Here is a 15,783-nt window from a genome sequence, read left to right on the forward strand (position 1 = left end):
CCCACGGGTCCGACCCCTTCGCTCACCGTCCGTGACGGCCGGCGCGGCTACGCCACCGGCAGCCAGCCCGTCTGGACCATCTGCCCGCTGGTCACCCGGCGTGACACGTAGACGCCCCGGCCCGGCGGCAGCGCCTGCGGCTTGACCGTCCCCAGCAGCGCGCCCTCGTCCCGGTTGCCGGAGAGGATCACGCCCTGGCCGCCGAGCTCGCGCATCCGCTGCAGCACCGGCTCGTACAGCGAGCGGCCGGCGCCGCCCGCGCTGCGGGCCACGATCACCCGCAGGCCGATGTCGCGGGCGAACGGCAGGAACTCGGCCAGCGGGGCCAGCGGGTTGCCCGAGCTCGTCGAGACCAGCTCGTAGTCGTCGACGATCACGAACATGTCCTTGCCGCTGTACCAGCTGCGGTTGCGCAGCTGCTCGGCGGTCACGTCCGGGCCCGGCAGGCGGCGCGAGCAGGCGCCGCGCAGCATGTCGACGATGGCCGCCATGGCCGGCTGCGCGGCCGCGTACTCCACCAGGTACTCCGGCGGCACGGTGCCGAGCAGCGCGCGCCGGTAGTCGCCGACCACGATGCCCGCCTGGTCCGGGGTGTAGCGCTCGGTGATCTGCTTGATGAGCATCCGCAGCACCGCCGACTTACCGGACTCGGTGTCGCCGAAGACGATGAACAGCGGGTCGGTCTCGAAGTTGACGAAGGCCGGCGCCAGCTCCGCCTCGTCCACGCCGAAGGCGACGCCGCGCTCCGGGTGCTCGAAGCCCTTCGGCAGCGAGTGGCCGTCCAGCACGGCCGGCAGCATCCGCACCTGCGGGGCGCGCGGGCCGGTCCAGGCCCCGTCGACGGCGCTGACCAGCCCGGCCACCCCGGTCTGCAGGTCGTCCACCGAGGAGGAGCCGTCCAGGCGCGGCAGGCCGGACAGGAAGTGCAGCCGTTCCGGGGTGATGCCGCGCCCGGCCAGCGGCGGGACGTTCTGCGCCACCCGGCGGTCGACCTCGGACTCCATCGCGTCACCGAGCTTCAGCTCGGTGCGGTTCTGCAGCAGGTCCTTCAGCGCCGGGCGCACCTCGGCGTACCGGGCCGCGGTGATGACCAGGTGCACGCCGTAGCCGAGGCCGCGCTGGGCGATGTCGCCGATCACCGGCTCCAGACCCTCGAACTCCTGCTTGAAGGTGTTCCAGCCGTCGATCACCAGGAAGACGTCGCCGAAGGCCTCGTCCGGCAGCTGGCCGGCCGCCCTGCGGGCCCGGTAGGTGCCGATGGTGTCGATCCCGGCGGCCCGGAACAGCTCCTCGCGCCGGTTGAGCACCCCGTGCACCTCGGAGACCATCCGGCGCACCTTGTCCACGTCCAGGCGCCCGGCCACCCCGCCGACGTGCGGCAGCCCGGCGAGCGACTGGAAGCTGCCCGCACCGAAGTCGAGCAGGTAGAACTGCACCTCCAGCGGGGTGTGGGTGAGGCCGAACGAGGCCACCGTGGTGCGCACCACGGTGGACTTGCCGGAGCGCGGGCCGCCCACGATCAGGCCGTGGCCGGCCGCCCCCGCGTAGTCGACCTCCAGGATGTCCGTCTTCTGCTCGCGCGGCTTGTCGACGATGCCGATCGGCACCCGCAGCCGGCCCGCCGGGTAACCGGGCGCGGTCAGTCCGCGCTCCGGCACGACCTGCAGCGGCGGCAGCAGGTGGTCCGTGCTCGGCGCCTCTTCCAGCGGCGGCAGCCACACCTGGTGCGCGGCCGGGCCCTGGCCGGCCATCCGCTGGACGAACACGTCCAGCACGGTGTCCACCAGGGCGTCGTCCTGCTCCGGGGCCGGCGGCGCGACCTCCTCCTCCACCGGGTCCGGCAGGTCCACGAAGGCCGCGGTGAACTCGACCGGGCGCGCGTTGACCCGCCGCCCGCCGGTCGACCGCTGCTGCCCCGGCGCCCGGTACGGCCCCGAGACGTAGGCGGCCTTGAACCGGTCCATCACGTCCTCGCCGAACTTGAGGTAGCCGACGCCCGGCACCGGCGGCAGGTGGTAGGCGTCCGGTACGCCGATCGCCGCCCGGGACTCCGCGGCCGAGAAGGTGCGCAGACCGATCCGGTACGACAGGTAGGTGTCCAGGCCGCGCAGCTTGCCCTCCTCCAGGCGCTGCGAGGCCAGCAGCAGGTGCACGCCCAGCGAGCGGCCGATCCGGCCGATCTGGATGAACATCTCGATGAAGTCGGGCTTGGCGGTGAGGAGTTCGGAGAACTCGTCGATGATCAGAACGAGCGAGGGCAGCGGGTCCAGTGCCGCGCCGGCCGCCCGGGCCCGCTCGTACTCGTGGATGTTGGCGTAGTTGCCCGCCGAGCGCAGCAACTCCTGGCGGCGGTGCAGCTCGCCCTCGATCGCGTCGCGCATGCGGTCGACCAGGGTGAGCTCGCCCTCCAGGTTGGTGATCACCGCGGAGGTGTGCGGCATGTCCGCCATGCCGGAGAAGGTCGCACCGCCCTTGAAGTCGGCGAGGACGAAGTTCAGGATCTCCGAGGAGTGGGTCATCGCCAGTGCCAGCACCAGCGTGCGCAGCAGCTCCGACTTGCCGGAACCGGTCGCGCCCACGCACAGGCCGTGCGGGCCCATGCCCTCCAGCGCGGCCTCCTTGATGTCCAGGTAGACGTGCTCGCCGTTGGCGCCGACGCCGATCGGCACCCGCATCCGCTCGTGCTGGGCGCGCGGGCGCCAGCTGCGGGCCACGTCGAAGGAGCCCGGGTCGCCCGAGCCCATCATGTCGGTGAAGTCGAGGTTGGACAGCAGCGGCTCGTCGTCCCCGCCGGCCGAGATCCGGTACGGCGCCAACTGCCGGGCCAGCGCCTCGGACTGCCACACCGACAGCAGGTCGGGCTTGCCGGTGTACGTCGCGCCGGAGGCCGAGCGCAGCACCAGCTCCTCGGCGCCGACCGTCACCATCAGGTGCCCGCTGGGCTCGTCGACCTCGCCCGGCACCACCTCGATGACCGTCACGCCCTGCACGCCCTCCGGGCTCGCCAGCAGCGATTCGTGCGGCACCCCGGCGCCGTCCATGACGACCACCAGGTGCGGCTGGTCGGACGGCGGCGCCACCTCCCGCACGAAGCGCTGGCGGCCGGCCAGTTCGTCCTGGAGCAGGTACTCCAGGTCGCCCAGGTCGGTCGCGAACAGCCGGCGCGAGCCCGCGCCGTCGGCCTCCTTGCGGTGCTGGTTGTGCGGGAGCCACTTGGTCCACTCCCACTCGTCGGCCGCACCGGGCGCGGCCGCGACCGCGACCATCAGGTCGTCCGGCGAGTGCAGGGTGGTCAGCTGGGCGATCATCGCGCGCACGTTCCCGTACACCGAGTCCGGGTCCCCGCACACCGTGATGTGGTAGAACGCCCGCAGCGAGACCGCCAGGGGCAGGTCCTGGAGGGTGCCGTGGGCCTTCAGGAAGGAGTGCATCGCGGCCGCCGACAGCGGCTCCAGCTCGTCCATCGGCGCGGTCTGCGGCGCCACCAGCGGCGTGGACAGCTGCACCGGCCCGAGGCCCACCCGGATCTGCGCGAAGTCGCCGTCCCCGGTCCGCCGTTCCCACAGCCGCCGGCCGTCCTCGACGATCGACCAGAGCTGGTCCGGCGCCGGGTTCAGGAACAGCAGCGCGCCGCGCTGGCGCTCCGCCGTGCGGCGCACCTGGCGGCGGGTCTGCTGGAGGTACTTCAGGTAGTCGCGCCGCTCGTCCGCCATCGCGGTCGAACCGCCCTTGCGGGCCCGGACGATCTGCGCCAGCACCATGCCGAGCGTCGAGGCGATCATCAGACCGCCCATGATCTTCATCGGCGCCGCGGCCCCCGGCGAGAAGAAGAACACCGCCGATCCACCCATGCCCATCATCGGCAGGATGCTCATCAGCCAGTCCTCGCCGCCCTGCCGGGGCAGTTCGGGCGGGCTGACCAGCTCCACCGGTTCGTCCGGCACGGTGGGCGGGTACGCCCTGGCCGGTCGCTTGACCGTGATCACACCCATGTGTCATCCACCCCGCGGCGTCGATCGATCACTTCGGTATCAGCCCTCACGCGATTGCGTACGGTCCGTACGGGAATCCGGTGGCTGAGGACGCCCCACCCAGCGCAGCCCCCGTACCTTTGCGCAGGCGCCGATCCTAACGGTCGCCCCCGCACCGCCCGCCAGGGCCCGGTACGCACCGGCAGCGGACACGAACCGAACGGGTAGGGTAACGCCGCGCCAACTCGCGGCCCGGCCGGGCCGGTTCCACAGCAACACCGAGCGCCGCCGTGCCTCGGCACCGTCAACAAGGGGGAGCGCCAAGTGCGTCGAAGGATCGAGGTGGGTGCCCTCATGGGCGAGCGCAGCGAGGTGGACGCATGAGCGCCGCCGCGACGGGCTACTGCCGGGTGACCGTCGTCGCCCCGGACCGCCGGATCGACGTCGCCCTGCCCGAGGACGTCCCGCTCGCGGACGTCTACCCCGAGGTGCTGCGCCTGGCCAACCAGAGCCAGCCCGACGGCACCCCCACCGGCTTCCACCTGGTCCGCCGCGACGGCACGGTGCTCGACAGCGGGCTGCCGCTGGCCGCCCAGCAGGTCCGCGACGGCGACCTGCTGGCGCTGCGCCCGTTCGCCGAGTCGCTCCCGCCGGCCGTCTACGACGACGTCGCCGACGCGATCGCCAGCGCCGTCGAGGCCGACCGCCGGTTCTGGACCGCCGAGCTGATGCGCGGCTTCGGCCTGATCGGCGCCGGGGTGCTGCTCACCCTGCTCGGCTTCGCGCTCTGGTTCTCCGACCTGCGCCACGACATGCACGGCCTGCCCGGTGTCCTGGCCGGCGTCACCGCCGTCGTGCTCACGGCGCTCGCCGGGGTGCGCGCCCGGGTCTACCGGGACGCCCACGCGGCCGTCGCGCTCGGCCTCGGCGCGCTGCCGCACGCCATGATCGGCGGCAGCGGCCTCATCGCCGTCGCCCACCCGGGGGACGGCCCCGGCCGGCTCCAGTTCCTGGCCGGCTGCGTCGCCGTCCTGGTGGTCTCCGTGCTGCTGGCCGGCCTGCTGCCGGAGAAGGACGCGGTGTTCGTCGCCGCCGCCCTGGTCTCCACCGCCGGCGCGCTCGCCACCTTCGCGGCCGTCCTGCTGCCGCAGACCCCGGCCGGGCACATCGCCGCCGTCACCGGCGTCGCCGCCGTCGCCGTGGTCGGCTTCCTGCCGAGCCTCTCCGCCCGCTTCGCCCGGCTGCCGGTCGGCTTCAGCGCCCCCGGCCAGACCCGCACCCGCAGCCGCGACTACGACGAGGAGGCCGAGCGCGCCGAGGCCGTCCAGTACGAGCGGATCGCGCACCAGGCCCGCCGCGGCCACGAGGTGCTGGTCGGCCTGGTCGGCGGCTGCGCCGCGGTCGTGGTCGGCGCCTGCGCCGTCCTCGGCTTCACCGACGAGACCTTCCCCGAGCTGCTCGCGCTCGCGCTGGGCCTGACCACCATGCTGCGCGCCCGACTGTTCCGCTACACCGCGCAGGTGCTCAGCCTCACCGTGGCCGGCCTGCTCGGCCTGAGCCTGCTGATCGTCGGGCTCTCCCTGCACACCCCGCAGTTCTTCCTGCGGGCGGCCGGCTCCACCACCGAGCTCGACCTGCGCACGATCTGGCTGACCGCCTCGATCGCCTTCGGTGCCGCGCTGCTCACCGCGATCGCCCTGGTGGTGCCGCGGCTCGGGGTCTCCCCGTTCTGGGGGCGCATCCTGGACCTGGTGGACAGCCTCACCCTGATCTCGCTCGTCCCGCTGGCGCTCGCCGTCCTGGACATCTACCGGCTGGTCCGCGGCGCCACCGGCTGACCCGCGGGCCGCCCGCCGCGGCCCCCGATGCCGCCCTCCCGGCCGCCCGCGGATCCGCCGGACGGCCGGGTGGGGCGGCACTGGTACGCTTGGCCTCCGAGCGCAGCCGTGTGTCCGCAGCCCCGTCGTGGGCCGCAGGGCGTCGGCGGTGCTCGCGACACCGAGTTCTCGATGAGTCCTGTGCTGTCGACCAGGACCGCTCGGTAGACCCCGAAGGAGTTGCAGTGGCTCTCGCCTCTGACGTCAAGAAGCAGATCTTCGCCGAGTTCGGCCAGAAGGAGGGCGACACCGGTTCCCCCGAGGTCCAGGTGGCCATGCTCTCCCGTCGTATCTCGGACCTGACCGAGCACCTCAAGATCCACAAGCACGACCACCACTCGCGTCGTGGCCTGCTGATCCTGGTCGGCCAGCGCCGCCGCCTGCTGCAGTACCTGGCCAAGAAGGACATCGAGCGCTTCCGTACGCTCGTCGACCGCCTGGGCATCCGCCGCGGTGCCGCCGGTGGCGCCCGCTAAGACCGCCGCTCGGGGCGGCTCCCCACACCGGGGAGCCGCCCCTCGCGCGTATGCCGCGGCGATCGGGCCGCGGCGCCCGCAGATAACAACTCGCGCGCACCTCCCCAGGTGGCCGAGGATTGCACCGTAGGGTTGTGGGCATGCCGGGTGATGGCGCAAACAGCGCGCCACCCGGGCAGAAGGACCCGAACCCCCCGCGGGACGAAGGCTTCAAACGGAAGCCGCCCGCATCCGAGAGAGCGTCCAGACGCGGACCGCCCAAGCCGGCCCGGCAGCCGTGAGGCGCCGGTCCTCGGTAGTGGCCGTCGGAACCCCCGCAGACCGAGCGGGGCACTCCGGAGGCTTCGATCGAAGACCGGCCCGACTGCCGCCCTCCTGGCGAGGGCCCGGGGCCCACCGCAGGCAGTACGCGGGGACGCTCTCCCGGAGACGTACGAAAGAGGAGATCTTCCAGGTGGAAGAGAACGTGTTCTACGCCGAGGCCGTGATCGACAACGGTTCCTTCGGCACCCGTACCATCCGCTTCGAGACCGGCCGTCTGGCCCGTCAGGCCGCCGGTTCCGCCGTGGCCTACCTGGACGACGACACCATGGTGCTGTCGGCCACCAGCGCGTCCAAGCAGCCGAAGGAGCACTTCGACTTCTTCCCGCTGACCGTGGACGTCGAGGAGCGGATGTACGCCGCGGGCCGTATCCCCGGCTCGTTCTTCCGTCGCGAGGGCCGGCCCTCCGAGGACGCGATCCTCACCTGCCGCCTGATCGACCGCCCGCTGCGCCCGTCCTTCGTCAAGGGCCTGCGCAACGAGGTCCAGGTCGTCGTCACCGTGATGGCGCTCAACCCCGACCACCTGTACGACGTGGTCGCCATCAACGCCGCCTCCGCGTCCACCCAGCTGGCGGGCCTGCCGTTCTCCGGCCCGATCGGTGGCGTGCGCGTCGCGCTGATCAACGGCCAGTGGGTGGCCTTCCCGACCCACAGCGAGCTGGAGTCGGCCGTCTTCGACATGGTCGTCGCCGGTCGCGTCCTGCCGGACGGCGACGTCGCGATCATGATGGTCGAGGCCGAGGCCACCGACAAGACCATCAAGCTGGTCGAGGGCGGCGCCGAGGCGCCGACCGAGGAGATCGTCGCCTCCGGCCTGGAGGCCGCGAAGCCGTTCATCAAGGTCCTGTGCGCCGCGCAGTCGCAGCTGGCCGCCCAGGCCGCCAAGCCGACCGGCGAGTTCCCGGTCTTCCTGGACTACCAGGACGACGTCCTCGCCGCGCTGAGCACCGCCGTCAAGGACGAGCTCGCCCAGGCCCTGACCATCCCGGGCAAGCAGGAGCGCAACAACGAGCTGGACCGCGTCAAGGCGCTGGCCGCCGAGAAGCTGCTGCCCGAGTTCGAGGGCCGCGAGAAGGAGATCAGCGCCGCCTACAACGCGCTGACCAAGAAGATCGTCCGCGAGCGCGTCATCAAGGACAAGGTCCGCATCGACGGCCGCGGCGTCACCGACATCCGCACCCTGGCCGCCGAGGTCGAGGCCATCCCGCGGGTGCACGGCTCGGCCCTGTTCGAGCGCGGCGAGACCCAGATCCTGGGCGTCACCACGCTGAACATGCTGCGCATGGAGCAGCAGCTGGACACGCTCTCCCCGGAGACGCGCCGCCGCTACATGCACAACTACAACTTCCCGCCGTACTCCGTCGGTGAGACCGGCCGCGTGGGCTCGCCCAAGCGCCGCGAGATCGGCCACGGCGCGCTCGCCGAGCGCGCCCTGCTGCCGGTGCTGCCGACCCGCGAGGAGTTCCCGTACGCCATCCGGCAGGTCTCCGAGGCGCTCAGCTCCAACGGCTCCACCTCGATGGGCTCGGTCTGCGCCTCGACCATGTCGCTGCTGAACGCCGGTGTGCCGCTGAAGGCCGCCGTCGCCGGCATCGCCATGGGCCTGATCTCCCAGGAGATCGACGGCGAGACCCACTACGTCACGCTGACCGACATCCTCGGCGCCGAGGACGCGTTCGGCGACATGGACTTCAAGGTCGCCGGTACCCGCAACTTCATCACCGCCCTCCAGCTGGACACCAAGCTGAACGGCATCCCGGCGTCGGTGCTCGCCGCCGCGCTGAAGCAGGCCAAGGACGCCCGCCTGCACATCCTCGACGTGATGAACGAGGCCATCGACTCGCCCGACGAGATGTCCCCGAACGCGCCGCGCATCATCACCATCAAGATCCCGGTGGACAAGATCGGTGAGGTCATCGGCCCCAAGGGCAAGATGATCAACCAGATCCAGGAGGACACCGGCGCCGAGATCACGATCGAGGACGACGGCACCATCTACATCGGTGCCGCCGACGGCCCGGCCGCCGAGGCCGCCCGCACCACGATCAACCAGATCGCCAACCCGACCATGCCGGAGGTCGGCGAGCGCTACCTGGGCACCGTGGTCAAGACCACGACGTTCGGCGCGTTCGTGTCGCTGATGCCGGGCAAGGACGGCCTGCTGCACATCTCGCAGATCCGCAAGCTGGCCGGCGGCAAGCGCGTCGAGAACGTCGAGGACGTCCTCGGCGTCGGCGCCAAGGTCCAGGTCGAGATCGCCGAGATCGACCCGCGCGGCAAGCTCTCCCTGATCCCGGTCGTCGAGGGCGAGGAGGGCGGCGAGGCCGCTTCCGAGTGAAGCGCCGCTAGCTGACCCCGCGGCCCGTACGCCTCCCGGCGTGCGGGCCGCACCCCGTTGTCCACGCGTTCGTCCGTACGTGCCCATCCACACGTGCGTTTCCTCTGGAGGTACCCCCCGTGGCGCAGGCCCCGGCGGTAATGCAGCGTCCCGGCACCACCCGGACCCTGCTCAAGGGCGTCGACGGCGCCGGGACGGTACGCCGCACCGTCCTCCCCGGCGGCCTTCGGGTCGTCACCGAGACCCTGCCCACGGTGCGCTCCGCCACCTTCGGCATCTGGGTCGGCGTCGGCTCGCGGGACGAGACCCCGCAGCTCAACGGCGCCACCCACTACCTGGAGCACCTGCTCTTCAAGGGCACCGAGCGGCGCAGCGCGCTGGACATCTCGGCCGCCCTGGACGCGGTCGGCGGCGAGATGAACGCCTTCACCGCGAAGGAGAACACCTGCTACTACGCCCGGGTCCTGGACACCGACCTGCCGCTGGCCATAGACGTGGTCTGCGACATGGTCACCGGCTCGCTGATCCGGCCCGAGGACGTGGAGTCCGAGCGCGGCGTCATCCTGGAAGAGATGGCGATGGCCGAGGACGACCCGGGCGACGTGGTGCACGACCTGTTCGCCAAGGTGATCTTCGGCAGCGGCCCGCTCGGCCGCCCGATCCTCGGCACCCAGGAGACCATCAGGACGCTCACCCGGGACCAGATCGCCGGCTTCTACCGCCGCCGCTACCGGCCCGAGCAGCTGGTCGTCGCGGCGGCGGGCAACCTCGACCACCGCAAGGTGGTGAAGCAGGTCGAGGAGGCCTTCGCGACGGTGCTGGCGGCCTCCACCGCGGCCCCCGCGGAGGCCCGCCGCGGCGTCAAGGCGCTGCGCACGGCCGGCCGGGTCGAGGTGCTCAACCGCTCCACCGAGCAGGCCCACCTGGTGCTGGGCGTGCCCGGGGTGCCGCGGCACGACGAGCGCCGCTGGGCGATGGGCGTGCTCAACGCGGCCCTCGGCGGCGGGATGAGCTCCCGGCTGTTCCAGGAGGTCCGCGAGAAGCGGGGCCTGGCGTACTCGGTCTACTCGTACTCCTCGTCCTACGCGGACAGCGGCCTGTTCGGCATCTACGCGGGCTGCCAGCCCAAGCGGGTCGAGGAGGTGCTGCGGATCTGCCGCGCCGAGCTGGCCAAGGTGGTCGAGGAGGGCATCACCGAGGAGGAGCTGAACCGGGCGATCGGCCAGATCTCCGGTTCCACCGTGCTCGGCATGGAGGACACCGGCTCGCTGATGAACCGGATCGGCAAGGCCGAGCTCAGCTACGGGCACCACCTGTCGGTGGACGACATGCTGGAGCGGATCGCCGCGGTGACCCTGGAGGACGTCCACGCGGTGGCGCGTGATGTGCTGGGCGCGCACCGGCCGTCGCTCGCGCTGATCGGCCCGGTCAATGACAAGCGGGCCGCCAAGCTCGCCGATCTGCTGGTCTGATCCGCTGATTCCCAGGTGAGAGGAACTTTGCTATGACGCTGCGTGTCGCCGTGATCGGCGCCAGGGGTCGGATCGGCTCCGAGGCGGTCAAGGCCGTCGAGGCCGCGCCGGACCTGGAGCTGGTGGCCGCCCTCGGCCGCGGCTCGAAGCTGGAGGAGCTGACCGAGGCCGGTGCCCAGGTCGCCGTCGAGCTGACCCATCCGGACTCGGTGATGGGCAACCTGGACTACTGCCTGGACCACGGCATCCACGTGGTCACCGGCACCACCGGCTGGACGGACGAGCGGCTCGCCACCGTCCGCGCCCGGCTGGCCGAGGCCCCGGAGCTCGGCCTGCTGATCGCCCCGAACTTCTCCATCGGCGCCATCCTCGGCATGAAGTTCTCCCAGATCGCCGCCCGGTACTTCGAGTCGGTCGAGGTGGTCGAGCTGCACCACGACCGCAAGGCCGACGCGCCCAGCGGCACCGCCACCCGCACCGCCCAGCTGATCGCCGCCGCCCGGGCCGAGGCGGGCCGGCCGCCGCAGCAGGACCCGACCACCCACAGCCTGCCCGGCGCGCGCGGCGCCGACGTGGACGGGGTGCCGGTGCACGCGGTACGGCTGCGCGGCCTGCTCGCCCACCAGCAGGTGATGTTCGGCGACACCGGTGAGACGCTCACCATCCGGCACGACTCGCTGCACCACAGCAGCTTCATGCCGGGCATCCTGCTGGGCGTGCGCAAGGTCGTCGGGACGCCGGGGCTGACCTTCGGCCTCGAACACTTCCTGGACCTGTGACAGTGTCGATCCGAACCGAGCCGACTCCCGGAGGGGCCCGATGACCTCCCGTACCGGTTTCTTCGTCCTGTCCGGCGTGCTGCTGCTGGTCGCCCTGGTCTGCGTGGGCGAAGGCGTCCAGCTGATCGCGACCGGCAAGCCGCTCGGCATCGGCATCGGGATCTGCGCCTTCGTGATCCCGGTGATCGGCGTCTGGTTCCTGCGCCAGACCGTCCGCTTCGGCCGGGACAGCGAGCGGCTGGCCCACGAACTGGAGGCCGAGGGCGGCCTGCCGGTGGACGAGCTGAAGCGCAGCAAGGGCGGGCGGATCGACCGGGCCTCGGCCGACGCGGTGTTCGCCCGCCGCCAGGCCGAGGCACAGGCCGCGCCGGGCGACTGGCGGGTCTGGTTCCGCCTCGCCGTGGCGTACGCCGACGCCGGCGACACCCCGCGCGCCCGCAAGACCATGCAGCACGCCATCAAGCTGCACAGCACCGAACCCGCAAGGAGTAACGCGTGAGCGACGAACCGACGGCCCCCAGCTTCCGCAGCGACGTGACGGTGGAGCTGGTCCGCAGCGCCGCCGCCGACTCGGACGTCATCTGGGCGGCCCGGGTCTCGACCGCGGGCGAGCAGTCCCTGGAGGCCCTCCAGCAGGACCCGGAGAAGTCCAAGGGCCTGATCAACTTCCTGATGCGCGACCGGCACGGCACGCCGTTCGAGCACAACTCGATGACCTTCTTCATCAGCGCGCCGATCTTCGTGTTCCGGGAGTTCCACCGGCACCGCAGCGGCTGGTCGTACAACGAGGAGTCCGGCCGCTACCGCGAGCTGCAGCCGGTCTTCTACGTCCCGGGCGAGGAGCGCAAGCTGGTCCAGCAGGGCCGCCCAGGCAAGTACGAGTTCCACGAGGGCACGCCGGAGCAGCACAGCACCACCACCGGGGCGATGGAGGCCGCGTACCGCGAGTCCTACGCCCGCTACCAGGAGATGCTGGCCGCCGGAGTGGCCCGCGAGGTGGCCCGCGCGGTACTGCCGGTGGGCCTGTTCTCCTCGATGTACGCGACCTGCAACTCGCGCTCGCTGATGCACTTCCTGTCGCTGCGCACCCGGCGGGAGAACTCGGCGGTGCCGTCCTTCCCGCAGCGCGAGATCGAGATGGTCGCCGAGCAGATGGAGGAGCAGTGGGCCCGGCTCATGCCGCTCACCCATGCGGCCTTCGAGAAGCACGGCCGGGTCGCCCCCTGACCTGGGACGACCGGCATACGGGCAGAGTGTCTGGCATGTCTGGATTGCGGCTTATCTAGCCGCTCCCTACATTCGTGAACACGGATTCCGGTGCTGCCCGAACCCCCGAGCGGGCAGCACCGGAATCCCACGTCCGCGCCACCGACGCGCTACACCTGTCCGAACACTGGACCGGCATGGGCAACGCCCCACCGCCTACGAGTAGCTTTGGACGCATGGCTCCGACCTCCACCCCCCAGACGCCGTTCGGCCGGGTCCTGACCGCCATGGTCACCCCGTTCACCGCCGACGGCGCGCTCGACCTCGACGGCGCCCAGCGCCTCGCCACGCACCTCGTGGACTCCGGCAACGACGGCCTCGTCGTCAACGGCACCACCGGTGAGTCCCCGACCACCAGCGACGCCGAGAAGGCCCAGCTGGTCCGCGCCGTGGTCGAGGCGGTCGGGGACCGCGCCCACGTGGTCGCCGGCGTCGGGACCAACGACACCCACCACAGCGTCGAGCTGGCCCGGCAGGCCGAGGCGGCCGGAGCGAACGGCCTGCTGGTCGTCACGCCGTACTACAGCAAGCCCCCGCAGGAGGGCCTGTACCGGCACAACGTCGCCGTCGCCGACGCGACCGGGCTGCCGGTCATGCTGTACGACATCCCGGGCCGCAGCGGGGTCGCGCTGAGCCACGAGACGCTGGTCCGCCTCGGCGAGCACCCGCGGATCGTCGCCAACAAGGACGCCAAGGGCGACCTCGGCGCCGCGGCCTGGGCGATCGCCCGCTCCGACCTCGCCTGGTACTCCGGCGACGACATCCTCAACCTGCCGCTGCTGTCCGTCGGAGCCGTCGGCGTGGTCAGCGTCGTCGGGCACGTGGTGGCCGGGGACCTGCGGGCGATGATCGAGGCCTTCCTGGCGGGCGATGTGGTCAAGGCCACGAGCATCCACCAGCGCCTGCTCCCGGTGTTCAGCGGTATGTTCCGCACCCAGGGCGTGATCCTCGGCAAGGCCGCGCTGGAACTCCAGGGCCTGCCCGCCGGCCCGCTGCGACTGCCGCTGGTCGGAGCGACGCCCGAGGAGATCGAGCGATTGAAGCAGGATCTCGCCGCCGGCGGGGTACACCTTTGACAGACACGGACGTGCGCGCCCCGGCTCGCCGGACCTCCCAGGGTCCGCCGCTGAACCGGTCCGAAGGCGCGAGAGCACAGACCCAGTAGGAAAACGACACTGAGTACGCGCGCCATATGTCTCCAGGGGGAGGACCCCGGGCATATGGCGTGCGTCGTGAGGAGAGTCTTTTGAGCCACCCGCACCCCGAGCTCGGCGCGCCCCCGGCACTGAAGGAGGGCGCCCTCCGCATCACTCCGCTCGGCGGCCTCGGCGAGATCGGCCGCAACATGACGGTCCTCGAGTACGGCGACCGCATCCTGATCATCGACTGCGGCGTCCTCTTCCCCGAGGACGAGCAGCCCGGCGTGGACCTGATCCTCCCGGACTTCAGCTACATCCGGGACCGTCTCGACAAGGTCGACGGCATCGTCCTCACCCACGGGCACGAGGACCACATCGGCGCCGTCCCCTTCCTCCTGCGGGAGAACCCGGACATCCCGCTGATCGGCTCCAAGCTGACCCTGGCGCTGATCGAGGCCAAGCTCGTCGAGCACCGCATCCGGCCGTACGTGCTGGAGGTCAAGGAGGGCGAGCGCGAGCGCATCGGCCCCTTCGACTGCGAGTTCATCGCCGTCAACCACTCCATCCCGGACGCCCTGGCGGTCGCGGTCCGCACCCCGGCCGGCATGGTCGTGGCCACCGGCGACTTCAAGATGGACCAGCTGCCGCTGGACGGCCGCCTGACCGACCTGCCGACCTTCGCCAAGCTGGCGGAGGAGGGCATGGACCTCCTGCTGGTGGACTCCACCAACGCCGAGGTCCCCGGCTTCATCCCGCACGAGCGGGACATCTCGGCGGCGCTGCGGAACGTCTTCGCGAACGCCGACAAGCGGATCATCGTGGCCTCCTTCGCGAGCCACGTGCACCGCATCCAGCAGGTCCTGGACGCGGCCCACGAGTACAAGCGCAAGGTCGCCTTCGTCGGCCGCTCGATGGTCCGCAACATGGGCATCGCCCGCGACCTCGGCTACCTGAAGGTCCCCGGCAACATGGTCGTGGACGTCAAGCAGCTGGACGACCTGCCGGACAAGGAGGTCGTGCTGATCTGCACCGGTTCGCAGGGCGAGCCGATGGCGGCGCTGTCCCGGATGGCCAACCGCGACCACCAGATCCGCATCGTCGAGGGCGACACCGTCGTCCTGGCCTCCTCGCTCATCCCGGGCAACGAGAACGCCGTCTACCGGGTGATCAACGGCCTGACCCGATGGGGCGCCAAGGTCGTGCACAAGGGCAACGCCAAGGTGCACGTCTCCGGCCACGCCTCGGCCGGCGAGCTGCTCTACTTCTTCAACATCTGCAAGCCGCGCAACCTGATGCCGGTCCACGGCGAGTGGCGCCACCTGCGCGCGGCCGCCGAGCTGGGCATCGCCACCGGGGTGCCGCGCAACCGCGTGGTCATCGCCGAGGATGGTGTCTGCGTCGACCTGGAGGGCGGCGTCGCCCGCATCGTCGGCAAGGTGCAGGCCGGGTACGTCTACGTGGACGGCTCCTCGGTCGGCGACATCACCGAGGCCTCGCTCAAGGACCGCAGGATCCTCGGCGAGGAGGGCTTCATCTCGGTCTTCGTCGCGGTCGACTCGACCAACGGCAAGATCGTCGGCGGTCCGACCATCCAGGCCCGCGGCTCCGGCATCGACGACAACGCGTTCGTCCCGGTGGCCGCCAAGCTCCAGGAGGCGCTGGACCGCTCGGCGAGCGACGGTGTCCTGGAGCCCCGTCTGGTGCAGCAGCTGGTCCGCCGCACCATCGGCAAGTGGGTCGCCGACAACTACCGCCGCCGGCCGATGATCCTGCCGGTCGTCGTCGAGGTCTGACGCTCGCTCAACACCGGCTGAGGCTGGTTTGACGTGGGGCAACCCGGTGCGTAATGTTCTCCGGGTTGCCCCACGGGACGGCCCCTCGGAAACGGGCTCGAATCTGAATTCGAGAACGACCGGGGAAAACGGACCGAGAAACTCTGATAGAGTTCGGGAGCGCCGAAAGGCGAAAGCGAATCGAATGAATGAAACTCCGGAAAACGGAGCGGAAAACATCTGATAAGCTGGAAACACGAAAGAACGAAGCCCAGAGGGTCCGCTGGAAGGCGGTCCGAAGGAAGCGTCCGTTCCTTGAGAACTCAACAGCGTGCCAAAAGTCAACGCCAGATATGTTGACATCCCCGG

At 71.3% G+C, this 15,783-nt stretch carries 10 protein-coding genes; 9 read left to right on the top strand and 1 reads right to left on the bottom strand.

Annotated elements, in window-relative coordinates; genetic code table 11:
* Positions 1 to 47: 47 nt before the first annotated feature.
* Positions 48 to 3,992 (bottom strand): type VII secretion protein EccCa, encoded by a 3,945-nt coding sequence (gene eccCa, locus ACIQOV_RS04440; protein WP_401044782.1) that lies wholly within the window; start codon positions 3,990 to 3,992, stop codon positions 48 to 50.
* Between the two features lie 359 nt (positions 3,993 to 4,351).
* Here eccCa and eccD point away from each other — a divergent pair, with 359 nt between their 5' ends.
* The 9 genes from eccD to ACIQOV_RS04485 all read left to right on the top strand — a co-directional run bounded on the left by eccD (position 4,352) and on the right by ACIQOV_RS04485 (position 15,435).
* A complete protein-coding gene (gene eccD / locus ACIQOV_RS04445) occupies positions 4,352 to 5,809 on the top strand; it encodes a type VII secretion integral membrane protein EccD (RefSeq protein ID WP_401044785.1) in 1,458 nt (485 codons plus the stop codon).
* Between the two features lie 224 nt (positions 5,810 to 6,033).
* Entirely contained in the window at positions 6,034 to 6,324 is a 291-nt protein-coding gene (gene rpsO, locus ACIQOV_RS04450) for a 30S ribosomal protein S15 (protein ID WP_401044788.1), read from the top strand.
* Positions 6,325 to 6,778: 454 nt separating this feature from the next.
* A complete protein-coding gene (locus ACIQOV_RS04455) occupies positions 6,779 to 8,986 on the top strand; it encodes a polyribonucleotide nucleotidyltransferase (protein WP_401044790.1) in 2,208 nt (735 codons plus the stop codon).
* Between the two features lie 140 nt (positions 8,987 to 9,126).
* Positions 9,127 to 10,458: a M16 family metallopeptidase gene (locus tag ACIQOV_RS04460; RefSeq protein ID WP_401044799.1), complete on the top strand. Its 1,332-nt coding sequence runs from the start codon at positions 9,127 to 9,129 to the stop codon at positions 10,456 to 10,458.
* Between the two features lie 32 nt (positions 10,459 to 10,490).
* A complete protein-coding gene (gene dapB / locus ACIQOV_RS04465; RefSeq protein WP_401044792.1) occupies positions 10,491 to 11,237 on the top strand; it encodes a 4-hydroxy-tetrahydrodipicolinate reductase in 747 nt (248 codons plus the stop codon).
* Positions 11,238 to 11,277: 40 nt separating this feature from the next.
* Complete coding sequence (locus tag ACIQOV_RS04470) at positions 11,278 to 11,736, top strand: tetratricopeptide repeat protein (protein WP_359911597.1); 459 nt, start codon at positions 11,278 to 11,280, stop codon at positions 11,734 to 11,736.
* Positions 11,733 to 12,464 (top strand): FAD-dependent thymidylate synthase, encoded by a 732-nt coding sequence (gene thyX / locus ACIQOV_RS04475; protein ID WP_359911594.1) that lies wholly within the window; start codon positions 11,733 to 11,735, stop codon positions 12,462 to 12,464. The genes ACIQOV_RS04470 and thyX overlap by 4 nt, the downstream gene beginning before the upstream one ends.
* Positions 12,465 to 12,679: 215 nt before the next feature.
* On the top strand, positions 12,680 to 13,579 hold the full coding sequence (gene dapA, locus ACIQOV_RS04480; RefSeq protein ID WP_359911591.1) for a 4-hydroxy-tetrahydrodipicolinate synthase: 900 nt from the start codon (positions 12,680 to 12,682) through the stop codon (positions 13,577 to 13,579).
* Between the two features lie 170 nt (positions 13,580 to 13,749).
* Positions 13,750 to 15,435: a ribonuclease J gene (locus tag ACIQOV_RS04485; protein ID WP_401044796.1), complete on the top strand. Its 1,686-nt coding sequence runs from the start codon at positions 13,750 to 13,752 to the stop codon at positions 15,433 to 15,435.
* Positions 15,436 to 15,783 lie beyond the last annotated feature (348 nt).

The sequence above is a fragment of the Kitasatospora sp. NPDC091257 genome (assembly GCF_044757675.1).
GTDB classification, from domain to species: domain Bacteria; phylum Actinomycetota; class Actinomycetes; order Streptomycetales; family Streptomycetaceae; genus Kitasatospora; species Kitasatospora lactacystinica.